Here is a 21,968-nt window from a genome sequence, read left to right as displayed (position 1 = left end):
TGTATAAGAGACAGATTTATAAGGAAAAAAGAATATAAAATGGTAAAATTTAGTAAAATATACATTTTTAGAAAAAAGACACAATATTGTCACTTTTATACTGAAGACCCTCAGAAAATTCTTTAAATTGTTAATTGTAAGAATGAAAACAGATGAGAACGGCCACGTACGTACGTATATCGCACCGAATGATCCTGCAACTGATATTTTCGATGTGATTTCTCCTGTATGTATGGAGGGAAGCCTCATGTTCCTTTTCTCTGAAAAGGAAGTAAACGAAAATGAATTAGAGAGTATTATAAAACATATAAAATTTGATCGGACAAGAGTATATTTCAATAAAGAAACAATTGAACTGGCGGGGGGAATGGGTTATATAGTAGGGCATTTTGAAGATGAGTATTATATAGTATCTTTACGTTCGGAAAAGCAAGTATTTGTTTGCTATGCAGAAGAATGTATCATAGGCTAGAATACAAGCAATAAAACATGAAATAAAAAAAGCACAGTCTTATCTTTTTAAATAAGACCGTGCTTTTTTTAGTTTCCCCGCTCAAATATAAGAGAAAATGTATCGTTTAATTCACTATCATTTATTTTAATATTTGCCTTTTTTAATTCGTCTTGTAATAGTTTTTGACTGAATGTAGGGTCAGCGATACGTTCTTCTTCTAAGTTTTTACGAATGGAGTCTTTCACTTCATCGTAAGGCTTTAAATCCTTTTTATCAGTTAATTTAATAATGTGATAGCCGTTCGTTGATTTGACGGGATTGCTAATTTCGCCAACTTTTAGTTTGTAGGCAGCTGTTTCAAATTCAGGCGCCATTGTACCTGAATTAAAGTATCCGAGGTCTCCGCCTTTTTCTTTTGATAGTAGATCTTGTGATTCTTGTTTTGCTAATTCTTCAAATGAAGCACCAGCGTCTAGTTTTTTCTTTATTTCTTTCGCTGCATTTTCATCGCTTACTAAAATGTGACTCGCTTTAATTTCTGGTTTATAGTGGTCTTTCACGTCTTTTTCTGTAACGCTTTTCTTAACCGCTTCATGCAGAGCGAGTTTGAACTTCATTTGATTTTTGAAATCAGCCTCATCTTTTAAACGATTATTTTCTAAAAATCCTTTGAATTGGTCTCCAAATTGATTTTTTACTTTTTGGACCTCGTTATCTACATCATCGTCAGATACTTTATATTTTTTCGTAATAACGTCGTATGCCATCATTTCGTATAGCATGTCTTTTCCGTAACGATCTTTCAATTGTTTTTCGAAGTCGCTCTTCGTAATGGTTGAGTCTGTTGCTGTAGCGACTGTAGCTGAGCCATTCTTTTGTCCGCAAGCAGAAAGCATTAATATACTTATTAGTGCAGTAATAATGAAAATATGTTTCCCTCTCATGCTAACACCTCATCCGAATATGTTATCGCTATTGTAGAATATAGAAGTGAACATGAAGTGAATTTTTAATGTTTTTTCCTGTGAAATGTAAAAAAAGTACATCAACAATTATGTTGATGTACGATGGGATCAAAGGTGATCAGTCTTCTTGGAATATGCGCGCTTGCCCTGTTGAATATTTTTTTGCTCTTGCTCATTTTTTTGCGTGCGTTTTGCATTATTATCGCGAGCTTTTTTGTCGTTATCACTCGTATGTGGCATATGTATCAACTCCATTTCTAAACGTTGTACGTTTATCATTTCCTTTTTCGTAAAGACTATGTATAGCGGTGCATTTATGAAGGGTAAAGGTGGATTAGAGATGGATTTGAAGTTGAATTATACCGAACTTATTAAGAAATTAATCGTTGTAATTATCGCAGGCTTATTAAATGCGATTGGAATGAATTTGTTTTTAACACCAGCGAAAGTGTACGCGAGTGGCTTTGCTGGATTGTCTCAATTATTATCACAAATATTAGGTGATTTTTTATCTATTCATATATCTACAGGAGTATTGTTTAGTTTATTTAATATTCCTGTCGTTATTTTAGCGTGGAAAAAGGTTGGGAAGGCTTTTACGTTTTTTAGTTTTCTATGCGTTATATTTATGACCTTGTTTTTAGAAATTATCCCAGTTCGAGCGGTTTCGAACGATATTATACTAAATGCAATTTTTGGCGGCATTATTTCAGCGATTGGGGTAGGGATTGCGTTAAAATGGGGTGCTTCTACAGGTGGTTTAGATATCATAGCGATGATTTTATCTAAGATAAAAGATAAACCTGTCGGTACATACTTTTTCTTTTTTAATGCAATTATTATTATCGCTGCGGGTTATGTATATGGGTGGGAGAAAGCGTTATATACGTTAGTAACTTTATATGTATCAACGAGAATTATTGATGCCATCCATACTCGCCATGTGAAAATCACAGCGTTAATCGTTACGAAAAATGGTGCAGACGTACGAAAGGCGATTCACTCACGATTAGTGAGAGGGATTACAACTATACCTGCAACAGGTGCTTACACAAATGAAAATAAGGAAATGTTAATGATGGTTATTACTCGTTACGAGTTGTACGAATTAGAAAGGGTTATTAAACAAGTAGACCCAGGTGCGTTCACAAATATACTGCAAACGGTCGGGGTATTCGGATTGTTTCGAAAAGATTAAAGAGGACCAAAGCTGGTCCTCTTTTTTAATGCAAATTCGTAATGTTGTGCAACTGCTCCTGCATCTCGCGTAGCTGAACTTTCTCAGCAGTTGAAGAGTTTGCATAAGCGGATTGCAAAGCGTTTTTTGCTGTATATACGAGATCTTGTTGTTCAGCGCCGCTTGAACAAGATACGGCATTTGCAACAGCATCTCTAGCTTGTTGGAATAGTAAGTTCCCCATTTAAACCCCTCCAAAAGAAGAGTTACTTCTCGCTTTTTCTGCCTCAGCTAATGTACCTCTGTACGGGAATCTTGCATCATGCTTCATAACAGCATCGGCTCCTTGTTGGATAAAACGTTTTGATTTGTTCTTTTTACCCATTCGAAAAACCCCCTTTATTTAGCTGAAAACAATCGACGCGTTAACTCGGCGTCTAATTATAGTATGAGCGTTTGGCGAGAAACTATAAGCAGGGAATTTTTAGATTACAATCCAAGAACCTCTTCTAAATATAGAGCGATGCCATCTTCTTCATTTGTTAATGTCGTATGATTGGCGAGTGATTTTAATTCAGGTATTGCATTACCCATTGCGATACCGTGACCAGCAAATTCAATCATTTCAAAATCATTATCTTCATCACCGAAAGCGATAATGCGCTCTTTTGGAATGTTGTAATGACTAGAAATTTTTTGCAATCCGACCGCTTTATTTAATCCACTTTTTACAATTTCAATAATTGGCCAAGGTGCGCCCCATTTTCTATGATCAATCACTTCAGCGTGCATATCAGTTAAATGTTGACGAATTGCAACGGAATGATCATCGTGTGCGTCAATTAATAAACAAGTCGGATGGTCGTTTAAAATATTTAATAAATCTCCTGTGAAAATCTTTGGAGAACCAAATTCGAAAATGTGTTTTTTATCTTCATCAATTTCACGAACGTACACATCATCCATCACTTCAGCGTATATATTTTTTACGCCGAAATCAAAGCAAGCTCGGACAATTTCTTGGGCTGTTGCTAGCTCAAGTGGAGAGTGATGTGTGCCCCAATTTGAATCAAGAGGGTGATGCACGTAAGCACCATTAAAGTTTACGATCGGTGTATTAAGATTAAGTTCTTTATAATAATCAAAACTAGCACGGAATGGACGTCCTGTTGAAATGACGACGATATGCCCTTGTTCCTTTGCTTTTGTAATTGTCTGTTTCGTTCGAGTGGAAATTATTTTGTTGTCTGTTAATAAAGTGCCGTCTAAGTCTAATGCGATTAAATGTTGTTTACTCATAATTTCACCTCTTATAATAATTTTTTTGTATCTATCTGTATTTCCGTTTTTAATATGCAGAAATAAGAGGTTAGACTGGGTGAGACCACCATAGATGGAAAGTTCACTATATATTCATCTTACGTCGCAAAGTACTGTGGTGTCTACTATTTCTCGTTGGAAATCAAGAAAAGTCAATAACTTTTTAGAAAGTTCAAACAATGTTTCTTTCATTATGTACAAATTGTGAAAAGGGTTACATTGCCCGTATGAGGAGGCTTATAATAAACATGTAATCTTCTCGTATATGTTTGACTCTCCTTTGAAGCTAGCCTACAGGTAGGTTGGTTTCTTTTTTTTCTACAAGTAAGGAAGTAATCCCTGCTTAAGCTTGTGTAATTATATATATTGTAAATCGGTGAACTGTAGTACTTGTTTCCTAAACATGACAGAAAAGCTTTCTTTTAAAATGGATATACTAATGAGGCAAGACGTCATGGAAGGAGAATGAAGATGGGACAAAATCGCAGGTTTCGTTCTGGACAAAAAGCGCCAAATGATGGCGTTTACGTAGAAATTGGTGAAACGGGAAGTATGGTAAAAAATCCGCAAATGGTACAATTAACTGCCGGTGAAAAGTTTCCAGATAACACGAATCATAACCGTCAGTGGACATATAAAAGAAAACCGTAACAGAAGCCGCAATCTTTACTGCGGCTTTTTTTTGTTACATAATATAATTTCATTTACTGTACTTTTTTAAGTAGCATAATGAATGCTCCCTTTTTCTTTTTCCAATAATAAGTTTGAAAATACATAGGCAAATTTATTGTATAAAAAAGTAAGTTGGCGTATAATCAAATCAAAGGTCAAAGAAAGTCAAACTTTTGGAGGGCTGTAAAGATGGACTTAAATCAAATGACAACGAAAACACAAGAGGCGATTATGAGTGCCCAATCTTTAGCGGTATCTCATCATCACCAAGAGGTGGATACTGTTCATCTATTACTTGCATTATTAGAGGAGCAAGATGGATTAGCAGTACGTATATTTCAAAAAATGAATGTTGATATAGAAGCATTGAAGCAAGATGTAGAAAATGTAATTAAAAAGAAACCTTCTGTAACGGGAAGCGGAGCAGAAGCTGGGAAATTGTATGTAACAAGCAATCTGCAGCAACTGCTTGTAAGAGCAAGGAAAGAAGCAGAAAAACTGCAGGATGATTACATTTCAGTAGAACATGTATTGCTTGCTTTTTCTGAAGAAAAAGGCGATATCAATCATTTATTTACAAGATTGCATATTACGAAAGATAACTTATTACAGTCTTTAATGACAGTTCGGGGGAATCAAAGAGTGACTAGTCAAAATCCAGAAGCAACTTATGAAGCATTAGAAAAATATGGCCGTGATTTAGTGGCGGAAGTGAGAGCAGGGAAAATTGATCCTGTTATCGGACGAGATAGTGAAATTCGCCGCGTTATTCGCATTCTTTCACGTAAAACGAAAAACAACCCTGTTTTAATTGGTGAGCCAGGTGTTGGTAAAACAGCAATTGTTGAAGGATTAGCACAGCGTATCGTGAAAAAAGATGTACCAGAAGGGTTAAAAGATAGAACAATCTTTGCATTAGATATGAGTGCACTTGTAGCCGGAGCAAAATTCCGTGGTGAATTTGAAGAGCGCCTGCAAGCTGTATTAAATGAAATTAAAAAGAGTGAAGGCCGTATTTTATTATTCATTGATGAACTTCATACAATCGTCGGCGCTGGTAAAACAGAAGGTGCGATGGACGCAGGAAATATGTTAAAACCGATGCTTGCTCGTGGTGAACTGCATTGTATCGGGGCAACGACATTAGATGAATATCGTAAATATATTGAGAAAGACCCAGCGTTAGAAAGACGTTTCCAACAAGTATTAGCAGAGGAACCGACTGTTGAAGATACAATCTCCATTTTACGTGGTTTAAAAGAGCGTTTTGAAATTTATCACGGTGTAAATATTCATGACCGCGCGATTGTAGCAGCATCTGTTTTATCAGATCGATATATTTCAGATCGCTTCTTACCGGATAAAGCAATTGACCTTGTTGACGAAGCATGCGCAACAATTCGTACAGAAATTGATTCTATGCCAACAGAATTAGATGAAGTAACGCGCCGTATTATGCAGCTGGAAATTGAAGAAGCCGCTCTTGGAAAAGAGAAGGACTTTGGTAGCCAAGAACGTCTAAAAACATTGCAACGTGAATTATCGGATTTAAAAGAAGTTGCAAGTAGCATGAGAGCGAAATGGGAGAAAGAAAAAGAAGATATTCACAAAGTTCGTGACTTACGTGAACATTTAGAGCGTCTACGCCGTGAATTAGAAGAAGCAGAAGGTAATTACGATTTAAATAAAGCAGCTGAACTTCGTCACGGAAAAATTCCTGCAATTGAAAAAGAATTAAAAGAAGCGGAAGAAATGAGCGCACATAATAAACAAGAAAATCGTTTATTACGCGAGGAAGTCAGTGAAGAAGAAATTGCTGATATCGTTTCACGCTGGACTGGTATTCCTGTCGCAAAACTAGTTGAAGGTGAACGTGAGAAATTACTACGCTTAGAGCAAATTTTATCAGAGCGTGTTATCGGACAAGAGGAAGCAGTAAGCTTAGTATCAGATGCAGTTCTTCGTGCTCGCGCTGGTATTAAAGATCCGAACCGTCCAATTGGTTCCTTCATTTTCTTAGGCCCTACAGGTGTTGGTAAAACTGAGCTTGCAAAAACGTTAGCGCAAACGTTATTTGATAGTGAAGAGCAAATGATTCGTATCGATATGTCTGAGTACATGGAGAAACATGCGGTGTCACGCTTAATTGGTGCTCCTCCTGGATATGTAGGATATGAAGAGGGTGGTCAATTAACAGAAGCGGTAAGACGTAAACCGTATTCCGTTATTTTGTTAGATGAAATCGAAAAAGCACATCCAGAAGTATTCAACATTTTATTACAAATGTTAGATGATGGGCGCATTACAGATTCACAAGGCCGTACAGTAGATTTTAAAAACACAGTTATTATTATGACTTCAAATATTGGATCTGCTCACTTGTTAGATGGATTAGAAGAAGATGGTTCCATTAAAGAAGAATCAAGACAACTTGTAATGGGACAATTAAGAGGACATTTCCGACCAGAGTTTTTAAACCGTGTCGATGAAATTATTTTATTCAAACCTCTTACAACGAATGAAATTAAAGGTATTGTTGATAAAATTGTAAAAGAGTTACAAGGTCGTTTAGCTGACCGTCACATTACAGTGGAATTAACGGATTCTGCAAAAGAATTTGTTGTAGAAGCTGGCTTTGATCCGATGTACGGAGCTCGTCCATTAAAACGATACGTACAGCGTCAAGTGGAAACAAAATTAGCGAGAGAATTAATTGCAGGCACAATTACGGATAATAGTCACGTAGTTGTTGATGTAGAAAATAACGAATTAGTTGTTCATGTGAAATGAAAATAAAAAAGAGTTCGGATAAAATCCGGACTCTTTTTAGTGTTGTTCTACTGGCTCGTTTGGAATTGCAGCTGAAATCGCTAATACTAATACCGCAAGAACAACTGAGAAAATAGACGCTTGGTTAAAATCGTATGTACCGCCAGTCATAGAGCCGATTACGTAGCTCATCATATGTACAAGCGCGAACGACCAAATTAATGCCCAAATGAAACGCATATTTTACACCTCTATTCGTTCAATCTGTCCTTATTGTAACACAATTGAAAAAAGAATATAGAAAAATATTTGTAGATTTTTCAACGCAAATTTGCATTCCGTTCATACATTATAAAAGAGTGGTTTTATACGTTTAGAAAATAAGGCGGGGGAAAAATGAGTATTACGGAACGTTTTTTTTACTTAGAAAAAGAACCATGTGTCATTTATTTACCGGAGAAGCCAAATGGGTTTTCAGTTATGCTCCTCGGTGATTACAACTACTTTATTGAGAATGGTACAAGTTTATGGACACAGCATGCGGGAAGATCTTATTTTTTACATGGCCTTATTGAGGAAGGCTACACGGTCTTTTCTTCTAATTTATATGGAAGACACTGGGGGAATGACCAATCTGTTCGTCTAGCGAAACGTTTATATGATGTTGTTTTGAGAAAAGAGACATTAAATACGAAAATGCACATTATGGCAGATGGTATGGGTGCGCTTGTAGCGCTTGAAATGATGAACAAATACCCTGAAAGTATACGTTCTGTCATTATGTTAAATCCGTGTTTAGATTTGCCAGAATATGTGGAGTTCGAAAAAGAGCATAAGTTTTTTTACAAAAGATTAGTGAAGGAATTAAGTTTGGCGTACGATTCCAAAGAAGAAGAATTAGAATCAAAAATAAATAAGAAATCATTTACGCTTCTTCCGTCTTGTGTACCTGTTAAAATTTTCGTATCAACACAAGAAAAAAGAGGAAGAAAACAGTTGTTACGTAAATACGAGAAAATGAGGCAATTCAATCAATGTGATACTTCTGTCTTATTCCATCTCCAAGATGTGAAATATAAAATGGTTAGACAAACAACGGATTTCTTTAAAAAATATGAAGAAGAATTGTGAGGCTCCCATATACATAAATGAGGAGCTATTTGTTTCAAGGGGAAAGGGTTGGTGGTATGGAACGCGTGCTGATTATAGGTGCACTTACGTTTGTAGGTTATCACCTTGTGAATAAAATGATTGCAGAAGAAGTGGAAGTGTATGGTCTTGATTTTGATGAATATGATAGTATGACAAAAATTAATGAAGAGAAGTTATTGTTAATTGGGCGAAACGCTTTATTTACGTACTATCCAATAAGAGATGAAGATGGATGGAGATCAGTAGAGGAAGAGAATTTCGATGCAGTTTACTTTTGTTTGTGTGAACCAAACCAGCAAAGTGGCTTTCGGAATGAAAGAGTCATATTACAATATTTAAAGCGGATTATAAAAATGTGTGAAGAAAATAAAGTAAAGCTAAATCTAATTTCTTCTATTGAGGTAGGATGCACAGGGGAATCCGAAAATAAACGCCTATTTTCGAAAGTAGAAGAAGGGTTAAAAAAAGGGGAATTACAATATAGTGTATTTCGAGTTCCTACATTATATGGTCCGTGGCAACCATCCTTTATGATGTATCATCAGCTCATTTTATCAGAACTGGATGAGAAAGAGTGCCATTGTACGAGTGAGGAAAAAGGAAGCGATTTACTTTACATTGAAGATGTATGCGAATACTTATGGGGAAATGGAACGAACGGAGAGCATCTTGGTATATACAATTTACTTAGTGGTAAACGGTCGTTATGGGAAAAAGGGATGAATCTTTTACGTGCAGATGATAAAGTGAATAAAAATAATAAGGAAGAAAGAGATGAAGCGGCCGAGGATATTCCGATAAAAAGAAATACCCCGTTAGAATACGGTTTAAATAAACAATTGGCACATATGAAAAAATATAAAGAGTTATACGAAGGATAGTGCACGTGTTACACTATTGTATGGATTATGAATTGAAAGTTTTAATGGAGAGGAAGAGTATAATATGAACGAAAAAAGCATGCAATTTTTACAAATCGCAATGAAGCATTTACCAGAAGCAAAGGCAATTTTAGATTCGAATGGAATTGAGCTTGATATGGAGAAGGCACAACCAGTGTTAGAGTTATTAATGAAAGTTATGAATGAAGCATATGAGCTTGGGAAAGCAGACAAAGAATAAAACCCTTCTTTTTGAGGGGAGAGAGGCTCGAACCGTGAGTAGAAGCGGTTCGGGTCTTTTTATATTTCGAGCGAAGTAAGGGGAAGAATAGGGGAAGGTATGTTTTCGTTGTTTTTACTGAAAAATAAAGAGAATAAAACGCTAGCTTTCTGTTTTAGCTGAAATATATTCTAGACAAAAGTAAATTTATGTTTTAAAATTAGTACCAAGTCATAATAATTGATATAAAACGGAGGGCTGCGATGTGAACGTGGGCATTTTAGGGATCGGAAGATATGTGCCAGAAAAAGTAGTCACAAATCAAGATTTAGAGAAAGTAATGGATACATCCGATGAATGGATTCGTACGAGAACGGGAATTGCAGAAAGACGCATTGCCGATGAGACAATAGATACTTCATATATGGCCGTAGAGGCTTCTAAAAAAGCACTTGAAGATGCAGGGATTAGCGGAGAGGATATCGATCTTATTTTAGTGGCAACAGTAACGCCAGATCGTGCTTTTCCAGCAGTAGCTTGTGTGATTCAAGAGGCAATTGGAGCGAAACACGCAGCGGCAATGGATTTAAGTGCAGCGTGTGCTGGTTTTATGTACGGAATGATTACAGCACAGCAATTTATTCAAACTGGAACTTATAAAAATGTATTAGTAGTTGGTAGTGATAAACTATCTAAAATTGTAGACTGGAATGATCGAAACACAGCAGTACTATTTGGAGACGGAGCTGGCGCTATCGTAATGGGAGCTGTTTCAGAAGGAAGAGGCGTTTTATCTTTCGAATTAGGAGCAGACGGAAGTGGCGGCAAGCATCTTTATCAAGACGAGTATGTTATGATGAATGGCAGAGAAGTCTTTAAATTTGCTGTTCGTCAACTTGGAGATTCTTGTCTTCGTGTGTTAGATAAAGCTGGTCTTACGAAAGAGGATGTGGATTTCTTAGTACCACATCAAGCGAATATTCGTATTATGGAATCTGCGAGAGAGAGATTAAATTTACCACAAGAAAAAATGAGTATGACAATTGAAAAGTTCGGTAATACATCAGCTTCTTCCATTCCAATTGCAATGGTAGAGGAATTGCAAAATGGACGTATTCAAAACGGTGATTTAATTATACTTGTTGGTTTCGGCGGTGGATTAACATGGGGAGCGGTAGCTCTTCGTTGGGGTAAATAAGGATTGAGAGAAAAAAGGAGTGTATTTTGTATGGAAAAAAAGAGGGTCGTAATTACAGGACTAGGAGCTGTTACACCGATCGGAACAGATGTTGAAACAGCTTGGGAAAACATAAAAAAGGGTGTATCTGGAATCGGGCGACTTACAAGAATTGATCCGGAACTATTTCCAGCAAAAGTAGCAGCAGAAATTAACGACTTTGAAGTCGAGAAATATATTGATAAAAAAGAAGCGCGCCGTATGGATCGCTTTACACAATATGCAGTAGCAGCAGCGAAAATGGCAGTTGCGGATGCAAAGCTTGAAATTACAGAAGAAAACGGACCTCGAATTGGTGTATGGATTGGTTCTGGTATTGGTGGTATGGAAACATACGAAGAACAATTTAAGATTTTTACTGAGAAAGGTCCACGCCGCGTGAGTCCATTCTTCGTACCGATGATGATTCCAGACATGGCAGCAGGTCAAGTATCTATTGCGACTGGAGCGAAAGGAATTAACACTTGTTCTGTAACGGCTTGTGCATCTGGTGCAAACTCAATTGGTGATGCATTTAAAGCAATTCAGCGCGGTGATGCGGATGCAATGATTACAGGTGGAGCAGAAGCACCGTTAACAAGTATGGCATTCGCAGGATTTAGTTCAGCGAAAGCATTAACATTTAATGAAGATCCAGCAACTGCTTGCCGCCCATTTGATAAAAATCGTAGCGGTTTTGTAATGGGTGAAGGTTCAGGGATTCTAATTCTTGAAGAATTAGAGCATGCATTAGCACGTGGTGCTCACATTTATGCGGAAATCGCTGGTTATGGCGCAACTGGAGATGCATTCCATATTACAATGCCTGCTCCTGGCGGTGAAGGCGGAGTGCGTGCAATGCGTCAAGCTTTAGCGGATGCAGGTCTAGAGCCAGAAGATATCGATTACATTAATGCACATGGTACAAGTACAGATGCAAATGAAAAATACGAAACGATGGCAATTAAAGAAACTTTCGGTGAGCATGCATATAAAGTAGCCATTAGCTCAACGAAATCTATGACAGGTCACTTACTAGGTGCAGCTGGTGCTGTTGAAGCGATTTTCTCTATTAAATCAATTACGGACGGAGTAATTCCTCCAACAATTAACTATGAAACACCAGATCCAGAATGTGACTTAGATTACGTACCGAATAAAGCGAGACAGCAAGAAGTAAAAGCTGTATTAAGTAACTCACTAGGGTTCGGTGGTCATAACGCAGTATTAGTATTTAAATCGTATAAATAATAGATGAAATAAGGTGTTTTTTCGTAATAAACTACGAAAAAACACCTTATTTATTTTTACGCCTTTTTCTTCTTTTGCATATACATAAGAAAAAGGGGGGATAAAGATGGGGGTTGTTGAAACAGCCGAGTGGTTACATCTATATTATGGACGGCCAGAAAAGCTTTGTGAGAAATTTACGAAGTATATTCCACTACCAAAAGAAAGGTTGTATCGTTTTTTAATTTCTAAAGGTATGTATCGCCCAGTAATGCGAGGAGAACGTGAAATTAAAGAATTAGAGAAAAAAGAAATTTGGAAAGAGTTACGTATGGAGTATGATAAATTGAAAAATTGGTTAAAAGGTCCGGATGTCCCTATCTTTATTTTATTATCAGATTCGTATAATCGAACTGTACAAGAAGAGTATAACGGAAAAGCTGGATTATCTATGCGTCACGTTATTTTCTTATTCGTATGTGGACGGAATTCGGTGGAAGAATTAAAAGTGTTATTGGCACATGAATATCACCACATATGCAGGTTACATCAAATTGAGACGAAAGAAACAGAGTATACGTTACTTGATACGATGATTATGGAAGGGTTAGCTGAGCAAGCAGTAACGGAAAGATATACAGAAAAAAATAATGCACCGTGGACGAAATATCTTTCAAAAGAAGAGGCGATTTATTATTGGCAAAACGTTGTTCAAGAAAGAATAAGTATAAAACGAGGAACGAGGGAGCATGACGTATTATTAAACGGACTTCATTCTTATCCGAAAATGCTTGGTTATGCGCTTGGATTTCACATTGTAAAAGATTGTGTAGCGTTTGAAGGGGAAGATACACTGTCTTTATTACCTATAGATGCGAAAGAAATATTGAGTAAAGCAAATACATTTCGTATTCCATGAAAAACAGGAGGTCTATCTCCTGTTTTTTTAGATATTATAGAAGGAAAAATAATAATTAGAATATATTTCCTTAAGTGGAATAAAGTTAAGCGAAAATGAACATAATGATTGGTACAAACAGTAGTGAAGTGAGGGATAGAGAATGTTATATCTACATGATGTATGGGTAAATTGGTTTGAAGGTGAAGAAAATGGGTATAACGTTTGTCATTTTTACGAATGGCGGAAAGATGATACGATTGAACTATTAGATCAAGTGCCATTATTAAAAGTAGATGCCACATTATATCATTACATCGAGAACGAATTGTTAGAGCTTCCGCAAAAGTTGTTGGAAGACGTACATCATAAGGCTTATATTCGTAAAAATCATGAACGTTTGCAGCAAGAGTATTGCTTTGTTGTTACAGATGGAAAAGGAATTATTGCGATTGATACAATTGGTTACAATGTACCAATTAGAAAAAGTAGACTTATACCTCGCCAAGAGCAGATGGTATATGAGATGGTGGAAAACGTACAAGCAGAAAAGTATGAGTTCCAAGTAGAGGAAACAGAAAAGGAACATCATATTTTATCACCATCGCCTTTCATTATGAATGGCTTAACTCGTAAAGAGAGACAGCTAAAACAATTATTATTTATGGCGTTAGATCAATTACATACAACGAAAAACACAGCGGAAATTCGCTATTGGTACACAGAATGGGATCCGTCAGCATATGGAACGGTCCAACATATGGAATTTGAAGATATTTGGGCAAGACTATATGATGAAGCGAAATCAGGCTGGTCTGAGAAGCACGAACAATTATGCGAGCGCCTTGTAAAAGGACAGCCGTTTTTTGAAAAGTTATGGGAAATGGAAAATGAGCAAAAGGTAAATTAAAAAACCGCCAATTGGCGGTTTTTTAATTTGATGGAATCTAGCTTCAGCGGCAAGAATGTTCGGTGGCTTCGCGCCTTCCTGCGAGGCAAAAAGCGCCTCTACGTCAGGAGCTCCATCCCCCTCACATTCTAAACGAGCCACCTCCGCTTTATATAGAAATCCAGCTCCGGCTCCTAGCCCTTCGCTTTATATATTATCTACGCTTTCTGCTTAGTCCCATTGCGTTTTCTACTTTGCGTAGTTGTTTGAATGCAACGCGGTTTGCTTTTTCGGCACCTTTGTCTAGAATTTCGTCTAGTTCTGGGGAGCTGATTAGTTCGTTATATTTGTCTTGGATTGGGCGAATTGCTTCTACGACTACTTGTGCTAGGTCGCCTTTGAAGTCGCCATATCCTTTTCCTTCGTACATTGCTTCTATTTCTTCAACTGTTTTTCCTGAGAATGAAGAGTAAATTGTTAATAGGTTAGAGATTCCAGGTTTATTTTCTTTATCGAATTTCACGATACCTTCTGAATCTGTTACAGCACTTTTAATTTTCTTTTCAATTGTTTTTGGTTCATCAAGCATACTGATCATTGATTTTGGATTCGGATCAGATTTACTCATTTTTTTCGTAGGTTCTGTTAATGACATAACGCGAGCTCCTACTTTTGGAATACGAATTTCAGGAACTATGAACACTTCACGGAAGCGTTTGTTGAAACGCTCTGCTAGATCACGTGTTAATTCCATATGTTGTTTTTGGTCATCACCAACAGGTACGATTTCTGTGTTATAAAGTAAAATATCAGCAGCCATTAATGGTGGATACGTAAGTAATCCAGCTGGAACTGAATCTCTACCTGAAGCTTTATCTTTATATTGTGTCATACGCTCTAATTCTCCAACGTAAGCAACAGATTGCATGATCCATCCTAGTTGAGCGTGTGCAGGTACTTCTGATTGTACAAATAAAGTAGCTTTTTCAGGATCGATGCCGCATGCTACATAAAGTGCAGCAAGACTACGAATGTTTTTGCGAAGTTGTATAGGATCTTGAGGTACTGTAATGGCATGTTGGTTTACAATACAGAAATAGCAATCGTGTTCGTTTTGAAGCTCTGTAAATTGCTTCATAGCCCCTAAATAGTTTCCAAGTGTAATCGTTCCGCTTGGCTGAATACCAGAAAAGATAACTGACATAATTATTTCCTCCTAAATTTGAATGCGTGATAGGGAAGAGAAGGCAAACAAAAAAGCCCATTCATCCCAAAAAACTATAGGGACGAATGGACCGCGGTACCACCCTAATTATTTCACTACTGTGAAATCTCTCTAATCCATAGTAACGTCTGGATATAACGCCAAGGCCTACTACTTTCGGTTCGGTTTGGTGCTCAAAAGCCCATTCCACATTGTACAATTACTTGTTCACACCAGCCACAAGCTCTCTGAAATTGTTTCAATATGTACTCTTCTTTATCATCGCATACATATAAATTTATTTATTGTTAACTGAGCTCTTTTAATATGAAAGAACTAAAGTTTTATAACAAAATGTTTTGCTGATAATTATATCATATGGGATAGTGTTTGCAAACTACATCAAAATAGTAAAGCTAATGAGAGTCGAGAACGCTCCGAGTATGATACCTGTAATACAAATAGGATATGTCCATTTGAATGAATATGTTTTATAAATACGTTCTTTCTTATTCACCGGTTCCTCGGATTCTTCAATTAACGAGTCTATTTTTTTGTTCGTGCCAAATACTCTCTGGAAAGCGTAAAGAGTTACATTGAAAAATCCATTTTGAAATATGAATAAAAAACCACCTATCAGAATAAAAAATAGCGCGATATAAAACGAGATGTTGACAAAGTTCAACAAAAATTGAGATGAAATGAGGAATGCACCAATACTAGAAGCAATCATCGCTATAAAAATTAGTATACAAGTATGAAAAAAAACTTTATTCAAAATATTCCCCTCCGTCAAAATATTACTAGAATTATTATACTATAAAAGCTATAATAAGTACTAGAAATAATTTTTTGAAAATTATACGCAATTAAAGGTCTGATTTTAAGATGATGGTAGCAATGTTAACGTATCCCTTTACGAAAAATTAAAAATATAAACATTTTATTAAAAATTTTAACAAAAAAACAAAAAACTATATTCACAATCGTCGTATTATATGTATAATGAAAATTGTAGAAACTTGGAGATTATTCTTTCAATTCTACTTTTTAACAAGTGAGGGTACAGGAAGTGCAATTAGGGGAGGCAACACAACATGAAGAAAAAGATACCGTTATTACTTGCATCAACTTTAACTGCAAGTATGTTGCTTGGCGCGTGTAGCTACCAAAAAGATGACGCAAAAGCAAAAGGGAAAGAGAACGCTACGAGTAGTAGTAACGGAAAACAGATTCTTAATTTAACAGAGTTATCTGAAATTCCGTCAATGGATGCATCATTAGCATCTGACTCTTCATCTTCTACAGCATTAAATAATACGATGGAAGGTTTATATCGTATTGGCAAAGATCAAAAGAGAATGCCTGGCGTTGCAGAAGATGTCGAAAAGCTAGATGATGGGAAGAAATACATATTTAAATTAAGAAAAGATGCGAAATGGTCAAATGGGGAACCTGTAACAGCTAAAGACTTTGTGTATTCATGGAAAAGAGCCGTAAATCCAGATACAAAAGCAACGTATTCGTACATTATGTTCGATATTAAAAATGCAGAGAAAATTCATAAAAAAGAATTACCTGCTGACCAATTAGGTGTAAAAGCGATTGATGATTATACATTAGAAGTGGAATTAGACAATCCCGTTCCTTACTTTATCGATTTAACAGTTTATCCAGTATTTTACCCGCTAAATGAAAACTTTGTAAAAGCACAAGGTGATAAGTTTGGTTTAGAGGCAAATACAACATTATATAACGGTCCATTCGTTATGAGTGATTGGAAACATGAACAAAGTTTCCAATTCAAGAAGAATCCTTCATATTGGGATAATAAAACGGTTAAAATCGAAGAAATCAACTTTAATATTGTAAAAAATACAGCAACTGATGTAAATTTATATGAGACAAACGCGATTGATCGTGCGGCTTTAACGTCTGAATTTGTTGATAAGTTTAGACAAAGCCCAGAGTTCCAAACAAGAAAAGAAGCAGGGGTTGCTTACTTAAGATTTAATCAAAGTAATCAGTACTTAAGTAATAAAAACTTAAGAAAAGCAATTTCAATGTCCTTTGACCGTGATAACATTGCGAAAGTTATTTTAAATAACGGTGCAATTGGAGCTTACGGATTTGTTGGAAAAGATTTCGCTGAAGGTCCGAATAAAAAAGATTTCCGAGCTGAAAATGGAAAGCTAGTTGAAACAAATCCAAAAGAAGCGAAAAAGCTTTGGGAAACAGCGAAGAAAGAGCTTGGAACTGATAAAATCGAACTAGAATTCTTAAACTTTGATAATGAAGATGCTAAAAAAGTTGGTGAATTCTTAAAAGGTGAGATAGAAAAGAACTTACCAGGTTTATCAATTAAAATTAAACAGCAACCATTCGCACAAAAAAATAAATTAGAAGATTCTCAGCAATATGATATTGCGTTTGGTATTTGGGGACCAGATTTCCCAGATCCAATCTCATATTTAGATATGTTTGTTACGAATGGTTCTCAAAATAAAACAGGGTATTCTAATCAAAAATATGATGAGTTAATCCTAAAAGCTAAAACAGATACAAAAGATTTACAAGCTCGCTGGAACAACCTTCTAGAAGTAGAGAAGATGTTAATTAAAGAGGATGCAGTTATCACTCCAATCTTCCAAAAAGGTTCAGCGTATGTAGTAAAAGGTGCCGTAAAAGATATTATCCCAATTAACTATGGTGGTAAATTAACTTACAAATGGGCATCTGTTGAACAAAAATAATCTTTTTTTCCATCGTTTACAAGGGTATATGCCTATGATGGGCATATGCTCTTATTTTAAAAAAATAAAAGTAAGAATATTTTAAACTATCTTATTGCTTTTGAGAAAAACGGGGAGGTGCTTGACTATGGGACGTTATGTATTAAAACGTTTCGTGTACATGGCTTTGACATTATTTTTAATTACTACACTGACTTTCTTTTTGATGAAATTACTTCCGGGTTCTCCGCTTAAAAACCAGGAGAAGCTATCACCGGCACAAAAAGAAATCATTCTTGAAAAATACGGATTAAATGATCCGGTACCAGTTCAATACGCACGTTACTTAGGTAACTTAGCAAAAGGTGATTTAGGGGTATCATTCCAATATGATAACCGCCCAGTAACAGACATGATTGTGGATCGTATTGGACCATCCGCACAACTTGGTTTACAAGCGATTATATTAGGGACATTTATCGGTTTAATTTTAGGTATTGTTGCCGCACTTCGTAATAATACGTGGGTGGATTATAGTGCAACAGTTATTTCGGTACTCGGAATGTCGGTACCATCATTCGTATTCGCCGCATTACTACAATATTTCGTAGGGGTAAAACTTGGTTGGTTCCCGGTAGCATTCTGGAAAGGACCAGAGTTTACTGTAATGCCTACAATTGCATTATCGATGGGAGTTATCGCAACAATCGCACGTTTCTCTCGTGCAGAATTAATTGAAGTTATGCAGTCAGACTATATTTTAACAGCAAAAGCAAAAGGAATTAGTCAAGGCGTTATCATTGTAAAACACGCACTTCGTAACGCGTTAATTCCAGTTGTAACAATTTTAGGACCAATGGTTGCGGCATTAATTACAGGAACACTTGTTATCGAGCAAATTTATGCTGTACCAGGACTTGGGGAACAATTCGTTAAATCGATTACTTTAAATGACTATACAGTTATTATGGGAACTACGATTTTCTATAGTGCAATCTTCATTTTAGTTATTTTCATTGTCGATATTTTATACGGAATTATTGATCCTCGTATTCGTTTAGCGGGAGGGAAAAAATGATGAAAGATGTACAAAAATTATCTCCAGATTTATTTCAACAAGCCAATCAAAATAATGTTGATAATGAAGTCATTGCCCGTCCAAGCTTAACGTTTTGGCAAGATGTAAGAAGACGTTTGTTCCAACATAAAGGTGCAATGCTTGGCCTTGTATTATTAGTAATCATTGCGCTATTAGCGATTTTTGGACCGATGGTAAGTAAACACTCGTATAAAGAGCAAGATTTAGGTCGTGCGAAATTACCACCAAAAATTCCAGTTATTGAAAATGTTCATTGGTTACCATTTGACGGTACAGATCAATATGGTGTTGACCAATATGAAAAACGTGATATTAAAGAGTACTTCTGGTTTGGTACAGATGATCTTGGCCGTGACTTATGGACAAGAACATGGGAAGGTACACGCGTATCATTATATATCGCTCTTTTAGCAGCAGCAATTGACTTAGTAATTGGGGTTGCATACGGAGGTATTTCAGCATTCTACGGCGGTAGAGTAGATAATATTATGCAACGTATTATGGAGATTATTAACGGTATTCCATACTTAATCATCGTTATTTTAATGGTAATCATTATGGGATCTGGTATTTGGTCAATCACACTCGCGATGGCGATTACGGGTTGGATAGGGATGTCGCGGATTGTTCGTGGACAAATCCTAAAGTTAAAAAACCAAGAATATGTATTAGCATCTCGTACATTAGGTGCAACAAATACACAATTAATTGTGAAACATTTAATTCCAAACGTAATGGGACCTATTATCGTAATGACAATGTTCACAATTCCATCAGCGGTGTTTGGTGAAGCGTTCTTAAGTTTCATTGGTTTAGGAATTCAGCCACCATTCGCGTCACTTGGTTCTCTTGTAAATGATGGTTATAAATCTATTCAAACGTATCCACACATGATGTTCATCCCTGCGGTTGTCATCAGTATGTTAATTCTAGCATTCAACTTAATGGCAGATGGATTACGCGATGCGTTAGATCCAAAAATGCGTAAGTAAACGAGGAGGGAGAAGTAAAAATGAAAACATTGTTAGAGGTAAAAGATTTACAAGTCTCCTTTGATACACATGCAGGTGAAGTACAAGCAGTGCGCGGAGTTACTTTTGATTTGAAAAAAGGGGAAACATTAGCGATTGTAGGAGAGTCTGGTTCTGGGAAATCAGTTACTTCTAAAGCGCTAATGGGGTTAATCCCAAATCCTCCAGGCCGTATTAAAAATGGAGAGATTGTATTTGACGGTCGTGATTTAACGAAATTAACGGAAAAAGAAATGCAGCAAGTTCGTGGTAAAGATATCGCAATGATTTTCCAAGATCCAATGACATCATTAAATCCAACGATGACAATTGGGAATCAAATTATGGAAGGTCTTATTAAACACCAAGGGATGAGTAGAGGAGACGCACGTAAAGTTGCGTTAGAATTAATCGACCTTGTAGGTATTCCAAATCCAGAAGCACGTTTAAAACAATATCCTCACCAATTCTCAGGTGGTATGAGACAGCGTGTAGTTATTGCGATGGCGTTAGCTTGTAACCCGAAATTATTAATTGCCGATGAGCCGACAACAGCGCTAGACGTTACGATTCAGGCGCAAATTTTAGAGCTTATGAAAGACATTCAGCAAAAGACAGAAGCAGCAATCATTTTCATTACGCATGACTTAGGTGTAGTAGCAAACGTTGCTGACCGAGTTGCGGTTATGTATGCTGGTAAAGTTGTTGAAATTGGAACTGTAGATGAAATTTTCTACAACCCAAAACATCCGTACACATGGGGCTTAATCGCATCTATGCCAAGCTTAGATGGATCAGAGGAAGAGCTATATGCGATTCCAGGAACGCCTCCTGACTTATTAAAACCGCCAAAGGGTGATGCTTTTGCACCACGTAACCCACAGGCGCTGAAAATTGATTTTGAAATGGAACCACCTTTATTTAAAGTAAGTGATACACACTATGCGGCAACTTGGTTACTTCACGAGCAAGCACCAGAAGTAAAACCGCCGGCAGTTGTTGAAAAACGTATTCTTCAAATGAAAGCAGGTGAACAACATGACTAAACAACGTGAGAAATTAATTGAAGTAAAAAATGTAAAACAACACTTCGACGTGAGTGGTGGTGTTGTCAAAGCGGTTAATGATATTTCATTTGATATTTTCCGCGGAGAAACATTCGGGCTTGTAGGAGAATCTGGTTGTGGTAAATCAACAACTGGAAGAACGATTATTCGTTTATATGATGCAACTGCTGGTGAAGTGTTGTTCGATGGTGAAAACGTACATGGTAAGAAATCACGCGCAGAACTGAAGAAGTTCAACCGTAAAATGCAAATGATTTTCCAAGATCCATATGCATCATTAAACCCTCGTATGACAGTAGGGGATATTATTGCAGAAGGTATTGATATTCACGGATTAGCAAAAAGCAAAAAAGAACGTATGGACCGTGTTCATGAACTGTTAAACACAGTTGGTTTAAATAAAGAACACGCAAACCGTTTCCCGCACGAATTCTCGGGTGGACAACGTCAACGTATCGGTATCGCTCGTGCGCTTGCTGTAGAACCTGAATTTATCATTGCCGATGAGCCAATCTCAGCACTTGACGTATCGATCCAGGCGCAAGTTGTAAACTTACTGAAACAGTTACAAAAAGAAAAAGGTTTAACATACTTATTCATTGCCCATGATTTATCAATGGTAAAATACATTAGTGACCGCATCGGCGTAATGTATCGTGGTCAAATCGTTGAGTTAACAACAAGTGATGAGTTATATGCGAATCCAATTCATCCATATACAAAATCACTATTATCAGCGATTCCGCTTCCAGATCCAGATTATGAGCGCAATCGTAAACGTATCGTATACGATCCATCGCAGCATGATTATGGTAATGAAGCACCAACAATGCGTGAAATTCGCCCAGGACATTTCGTATTATGTTCTGAAGCAGAGTATAAGAAATATAAAGAGATTTATCAATAAAAAAAGGTCATTCTTCCGTTACGGAAGAATGACCTTTTTTACTATATTTGTCGATAAGTCGATATATTTAAAGAATCACCGATATAAGGTACATTTATCAATAAAT

Annotated in this window: 23 protein-coding genes, 1 pseudogene and 1 other annotated feature; of the genes and pseudogenes, 16 read left to right on the top strand and 8 right to left on the bottom strand. The window is 36.5% G+C overall.

The window, feature by feature from the left end; all coding sequences use genetic code 11:
* Positions 1-190 precede the first annotated feature (190 nt).
* Positions 191-472, top strand: a pseudogene (locus JDS95_RS13775) (hypothetical protein); the annotation flags it as partial.
* A 68-nt stretch (positions 473-540) separates the two neighbouring features.
* Here JDS95_RS13775 and prsA read toward each other — a convergent pair.
* Together prsA and JDS95_RS13765 are read right to left on the bottom strand one after the other, a co-directional pair.
* Positions 541-1,398, bottom strand: coding sequence for a peptidylprolyl isomerase PrsA (prsA, locus tag JDS95_RS13770; RefSeq protein WP_001214219.1), 858 nt, complete (start codon positions 1,396-1,398; stop codon positions 541-543).
* A gap of 129 nt (positions 1,399-1,527) precedes the next feature.
* Positions 1,528-1,659, bottom strand: coding sequence for a DUF3941 domain-containing protein (locus JDS95_RS13765; RefSeq protein WP_001120851.1), 132 nt, complete (start codon positions 1,657-1,659; stop codon positions 1,528-1,530).
* A gap of 100 nt (positions 1,660-1,759) precedes the next feature.
* On the opposite strand from JDS95_RS13765, the gene JDS95_RS13760 reads away from it, so the two are divergent.
* Entirely contained in the window at positions 1,760-2,617 is an 858-nt protein-coding gene (locus JDS95_RS13760; RefSeq protein WP_000364433.1) for a YitT family protein, read from the top strand.
* A 25-nt stretch (positions 2,618-2,642) separates the two neighbouring features.
* Here JDS95_RS13760 and JDS95_RS13755 read toward each other — a convergent pair whose 3' ends face one another.
* The 3 genes from JDS95_RS13755 to JDS95_RS13745 form a co-directional block, all read right to left on the bottom strand.
* A complete protein-coding gene (locus tag JDS95_RS13755) occupies positions 2,643-2,840 on the bottom strand; it encodes a DUF3813 domain-containing protein (RefSeq protein WP_000527395.1) in 198 nt (65 codons plus the stop codon).
* Positions 2,841-2,981, bottom strand: a complete 141-nt coding sequence (locus JDS95_RS13750; protein WP_000516816.1) for a hypothetical protein — start codon at positions 2,979-2,981, stop codon at positions 2,841-2,843. It abuts the gene before it with no gap.
* Between the two features lie 104 nt (positions 2,982-3,085).
* On the bottom strand, positions 3,086-3,895 hold the full coding sequence (locus JDS95_RS13745; protein ID WP_000043171.1) for a Cof-type HAD-IIB family hydrolase: 810 nt from the start codon (positions 3,893-3,895) through the stop codon (positions 3,086-3,088).
* A gap of 492 nt (positions 3,896-4,387) precedes the next feature.
* Here JDS95_RS13745 and JDS95_RS13740 point away from each other — a divergent pair, with 492 nt between their 5' ends.
* Together JDS95_RS13740 and clpB are read left to right on the top strand one after the other, a co-directional pair.
* Positions 4,388-4,567: a YjzC family protein gene (locus JDS95_RS13740; RefSeq protein ID WP_016082481.1), complete on the top strand. Its 180-nt coding sequence runs from the start codon at positions 4,388-4,390 to the stop codon at positions 4,565-4,567.
* A 210-nt stretch (positions 4,568-4,777) separates the two neighbouring features.
* Complete coding sequence (gene clpB, locus JDS95_RS13735) at positions 4,778-7,378, top strand: ATP-dependent chaperone ClpB (RefSeq protein ID WP_000365395.1); 2,601 nt, start codon at positions 4,778-4,780, stop codon at positions 7,376-7,378.
* A 36-nt stretch (positions 7,379-7,414) separates the two neighbouring features.
* Here the strand turns inward: clpB and JDS95_RS13730 are convergent, their stop codons facing one another.
* A complete protein-coding gene (locus JDS95_RS13730) occupies positions 7,415-7,597 on the bottom strand; it encodes a YjzD family protein (RefSeq protein ID WP_001211112.1) in 183 nt (60 codons plus the stop codon).
* 156 nt (positions 7,598-7,753) lie between these two features.
* On the opposite strand from JDS95_RS13730, the gene JDS95_RS13725 reads away from it, so the two are divergent.
* The 7 genes from JDS95_RS13725 to JDS95_RS13695 all read left to right on the top strand — a co-directional run bounded on the left by JDS95_RS13725 (position 7,754) and on the right by JDS95_RS13695 (position 13,864).
* On the top strand, positions 7,754-8,488 hold the full coding sequence (locus tag JDS95_RS13725) for a lipase family protein (protein WP_000028709.1): 735 nt from the start codon (positions 7,754-7,756) through the stop codon (positions 8,486-8,488).
* Between the two features lie 29 nt (positions 8,489-8,517).
* Positions 8,518-9,390 carry an NAD-dependent epimerase/dehydratase family protein gene (locus tag JDS95_RS13720; protein ID WP_000486173.1) on the top strand — a complete coding sequence of 291 codons (873 nt, stop codon included), beginning with the start codon at positions 8,518-8,520 and terminating at the stop codon, positions 9,388-9,390.
* A gap of 64 nt (positions 9,391-9,454) precedes the next feature.
* Positions 9,455-9,631, top strand: a complete 177-nt coding sequence (locus JDS95_RS13715; protein WP_001003338.1) for a ComZ family protein — start codon at positions 9,455-9,457, stop codon at positions 9,629-9,631.
* A gap of 244 nt (positions 9,632-9,875) precedes the next feature.
* The gene (gene fabH, locus JDS95_RS13710; RefSeq protein ID WP_001100555.1) at positions 9,876-10,808 is read left to right on the top strand and encodes a beta-ketoacyl-ACP synthase III; all 933 of its coding nucleotides are present in this window, start codon (positions 9,876-9,878) and stop codon (positions 10,806-10,808) included.
* 30 nt (positions 10,809-10,838) lie between these two features.
* Positions 10,839-12,077 carry a beta-ketoacyl-ACP synthase II gene (gene fabF / locus JDS95_RS13705; protein ID WP_000412641.1) on the top strand — a complete coding sequence of 413 codons (1,239 nt, stop codon included), beginning with the start codon at positions 10,839-10,841 and terminating at the stop codon, positions 12,075-12,077.
* Positions 12,078-12,183: 106 nt separating this feature from the next.
* Positions 12,184-12,975 carry a DUF2268 domain-containing putative Zn-dependent protease gene (locus JDS95_RS13700; RefSeq protein WP_000539318.1) on the top strand — a complete coding sequence of 264 codons (792 nt, stop codon included), beginning with the start codon at positions 12,184-12,186 and terminating at the stop codon, positions 12,973-12,975.
* A gap of 142 nt (positions 12,976-13,117) precedes the next feature.
* The gene (locus JDS95_RS13695) at positions 13,118-13,864 is read left to right on the top strand and encodes a YjbA family protein (protein WP_000966122.1); all 747 of its coding nucleotides are present in this window, start codon (positions 13,118-13,120) and stop codon (positions 13,862-13,864) included.
* A gap of 193 nt (positions 13,865-14,057) precedes the next feature.
* On the opposite strand, the gene trpS is transcribed toward JDS95_RS13695, so the two are convergent.
* Both trpS and JDS95_RS13685 read right to left on the bottom strand, forming a co-directional pair.
* Entirely contained in the window at positions 14,058-15,047 is a 990-nt protein-coding gene (trpS, locus tag JDS95_RS13690; RefSeq protein WP_000110979.1) for a tryptophan--tRNA ligase, read from the bottom strand.
* 75 nt (positions 15,048-15,122) lie between these two features.
* Positions 15,123-15,339 (bottom strand) — a binding site (T-box leader).
* Positions 15,340-15,444: 105 nt separating this feature from the next.
* Positions 15,445-15,825 carry a DUF3899 domain-containing protein gene (locus tag JDS95_RS13685; protein WP_001045000.1) on the bottom strand — a complete coding sequence of 127 codons (381 nt, stop codon included), beginning with the start codon at positions 15,823-15,825 and terminating at the stop codon, positions 15,445-15,447.
* Between the two features lie 319 nt (positions 15,826-16,144).
* Here JDS95_RS13685 and JDS95_RS13680 point away from each other — a divergent pair, with 319 nt between their 5' ends.
* The 5 genes from JDS95_RS13680 (at position 16,145) to JDS95_RS13660 (ending at position 21,862) form a co-directional block, all read left to right on the top strand.
* Entirely contained in the window at positions 16,145-17,800 is a 1,656-nt protein-coding gene (locus JDS95_RS13680) for a peptide ABC transporter substrate-binding protein (RefSeq protein ID WP_000727209.1), read from the top strand.
* 127 nt (positions 17,801-17,927) lie between these two features.
* A complete protein-coding gene (opp3b, locus tag JDS95_RS13675; protein ID WP_000534168.1) occupies positions 17,928-18,857 on the top strand; it encodes an oligopeptide ABC transporter permease in 930 nt (309 codons plus the stop codon).
* A complete protein-coding gene (opp3C, locus tag JDS95_RS13670; protein WP_000974107.1) occupies positions 18,854-19,870 on the top strand; it encodes an oligopeptide ABC transporter permease in 1,017 nt (338 codons plus the stop codon). Before opp3b ends, opp3C begins: the two co-directional genes overlap by 4 nt.
* Positions 19,871-19,890: 20 nt before the next feature.
* A complete protein-coding gene (locus JDS95_RS13665) occupies positions 19,891-20,934 on the top strand; it encodes an ABC transporter ATP-binding protein (RefSeq protein WP_000854341.1) in 1,044 nt (347 codons plus the stop codon).
* Positions 20,927-21,862 (top strand): ABC transporter ATP-binding protein, encoded by a 936-nt coding sequence (locus JDS95_RS13660; protein WP_000166337.1) that lies wholly within the window; start codon positions 20,927-20,929, stop codon positions 21,860-21,862. The genes JDS95_RS13665 and JDS95_RS13660 overlap by 8 nt, the downstream gene beginning before the upstream one ends.
* The last annotated feature ends 106 nt before the right edge of the window (positions 21,863-21,968 follow it).

The sequence above is a fragment of the Bacillus cereus group sp. N24 genome (assembly GCF_016483345.1).
GTDB classification, from domain to species: Bacteria; Bacillota; Bacilli; order Bacillales; family Bacillaceae_G; genus Bacillus_A; species Bacillus_A toyonensis.
The sequence above is the reverse complement of the archived record's forward strand: the minus strand, read 5'-3'. Positions and strand labels throughout refer to the sequence as shown.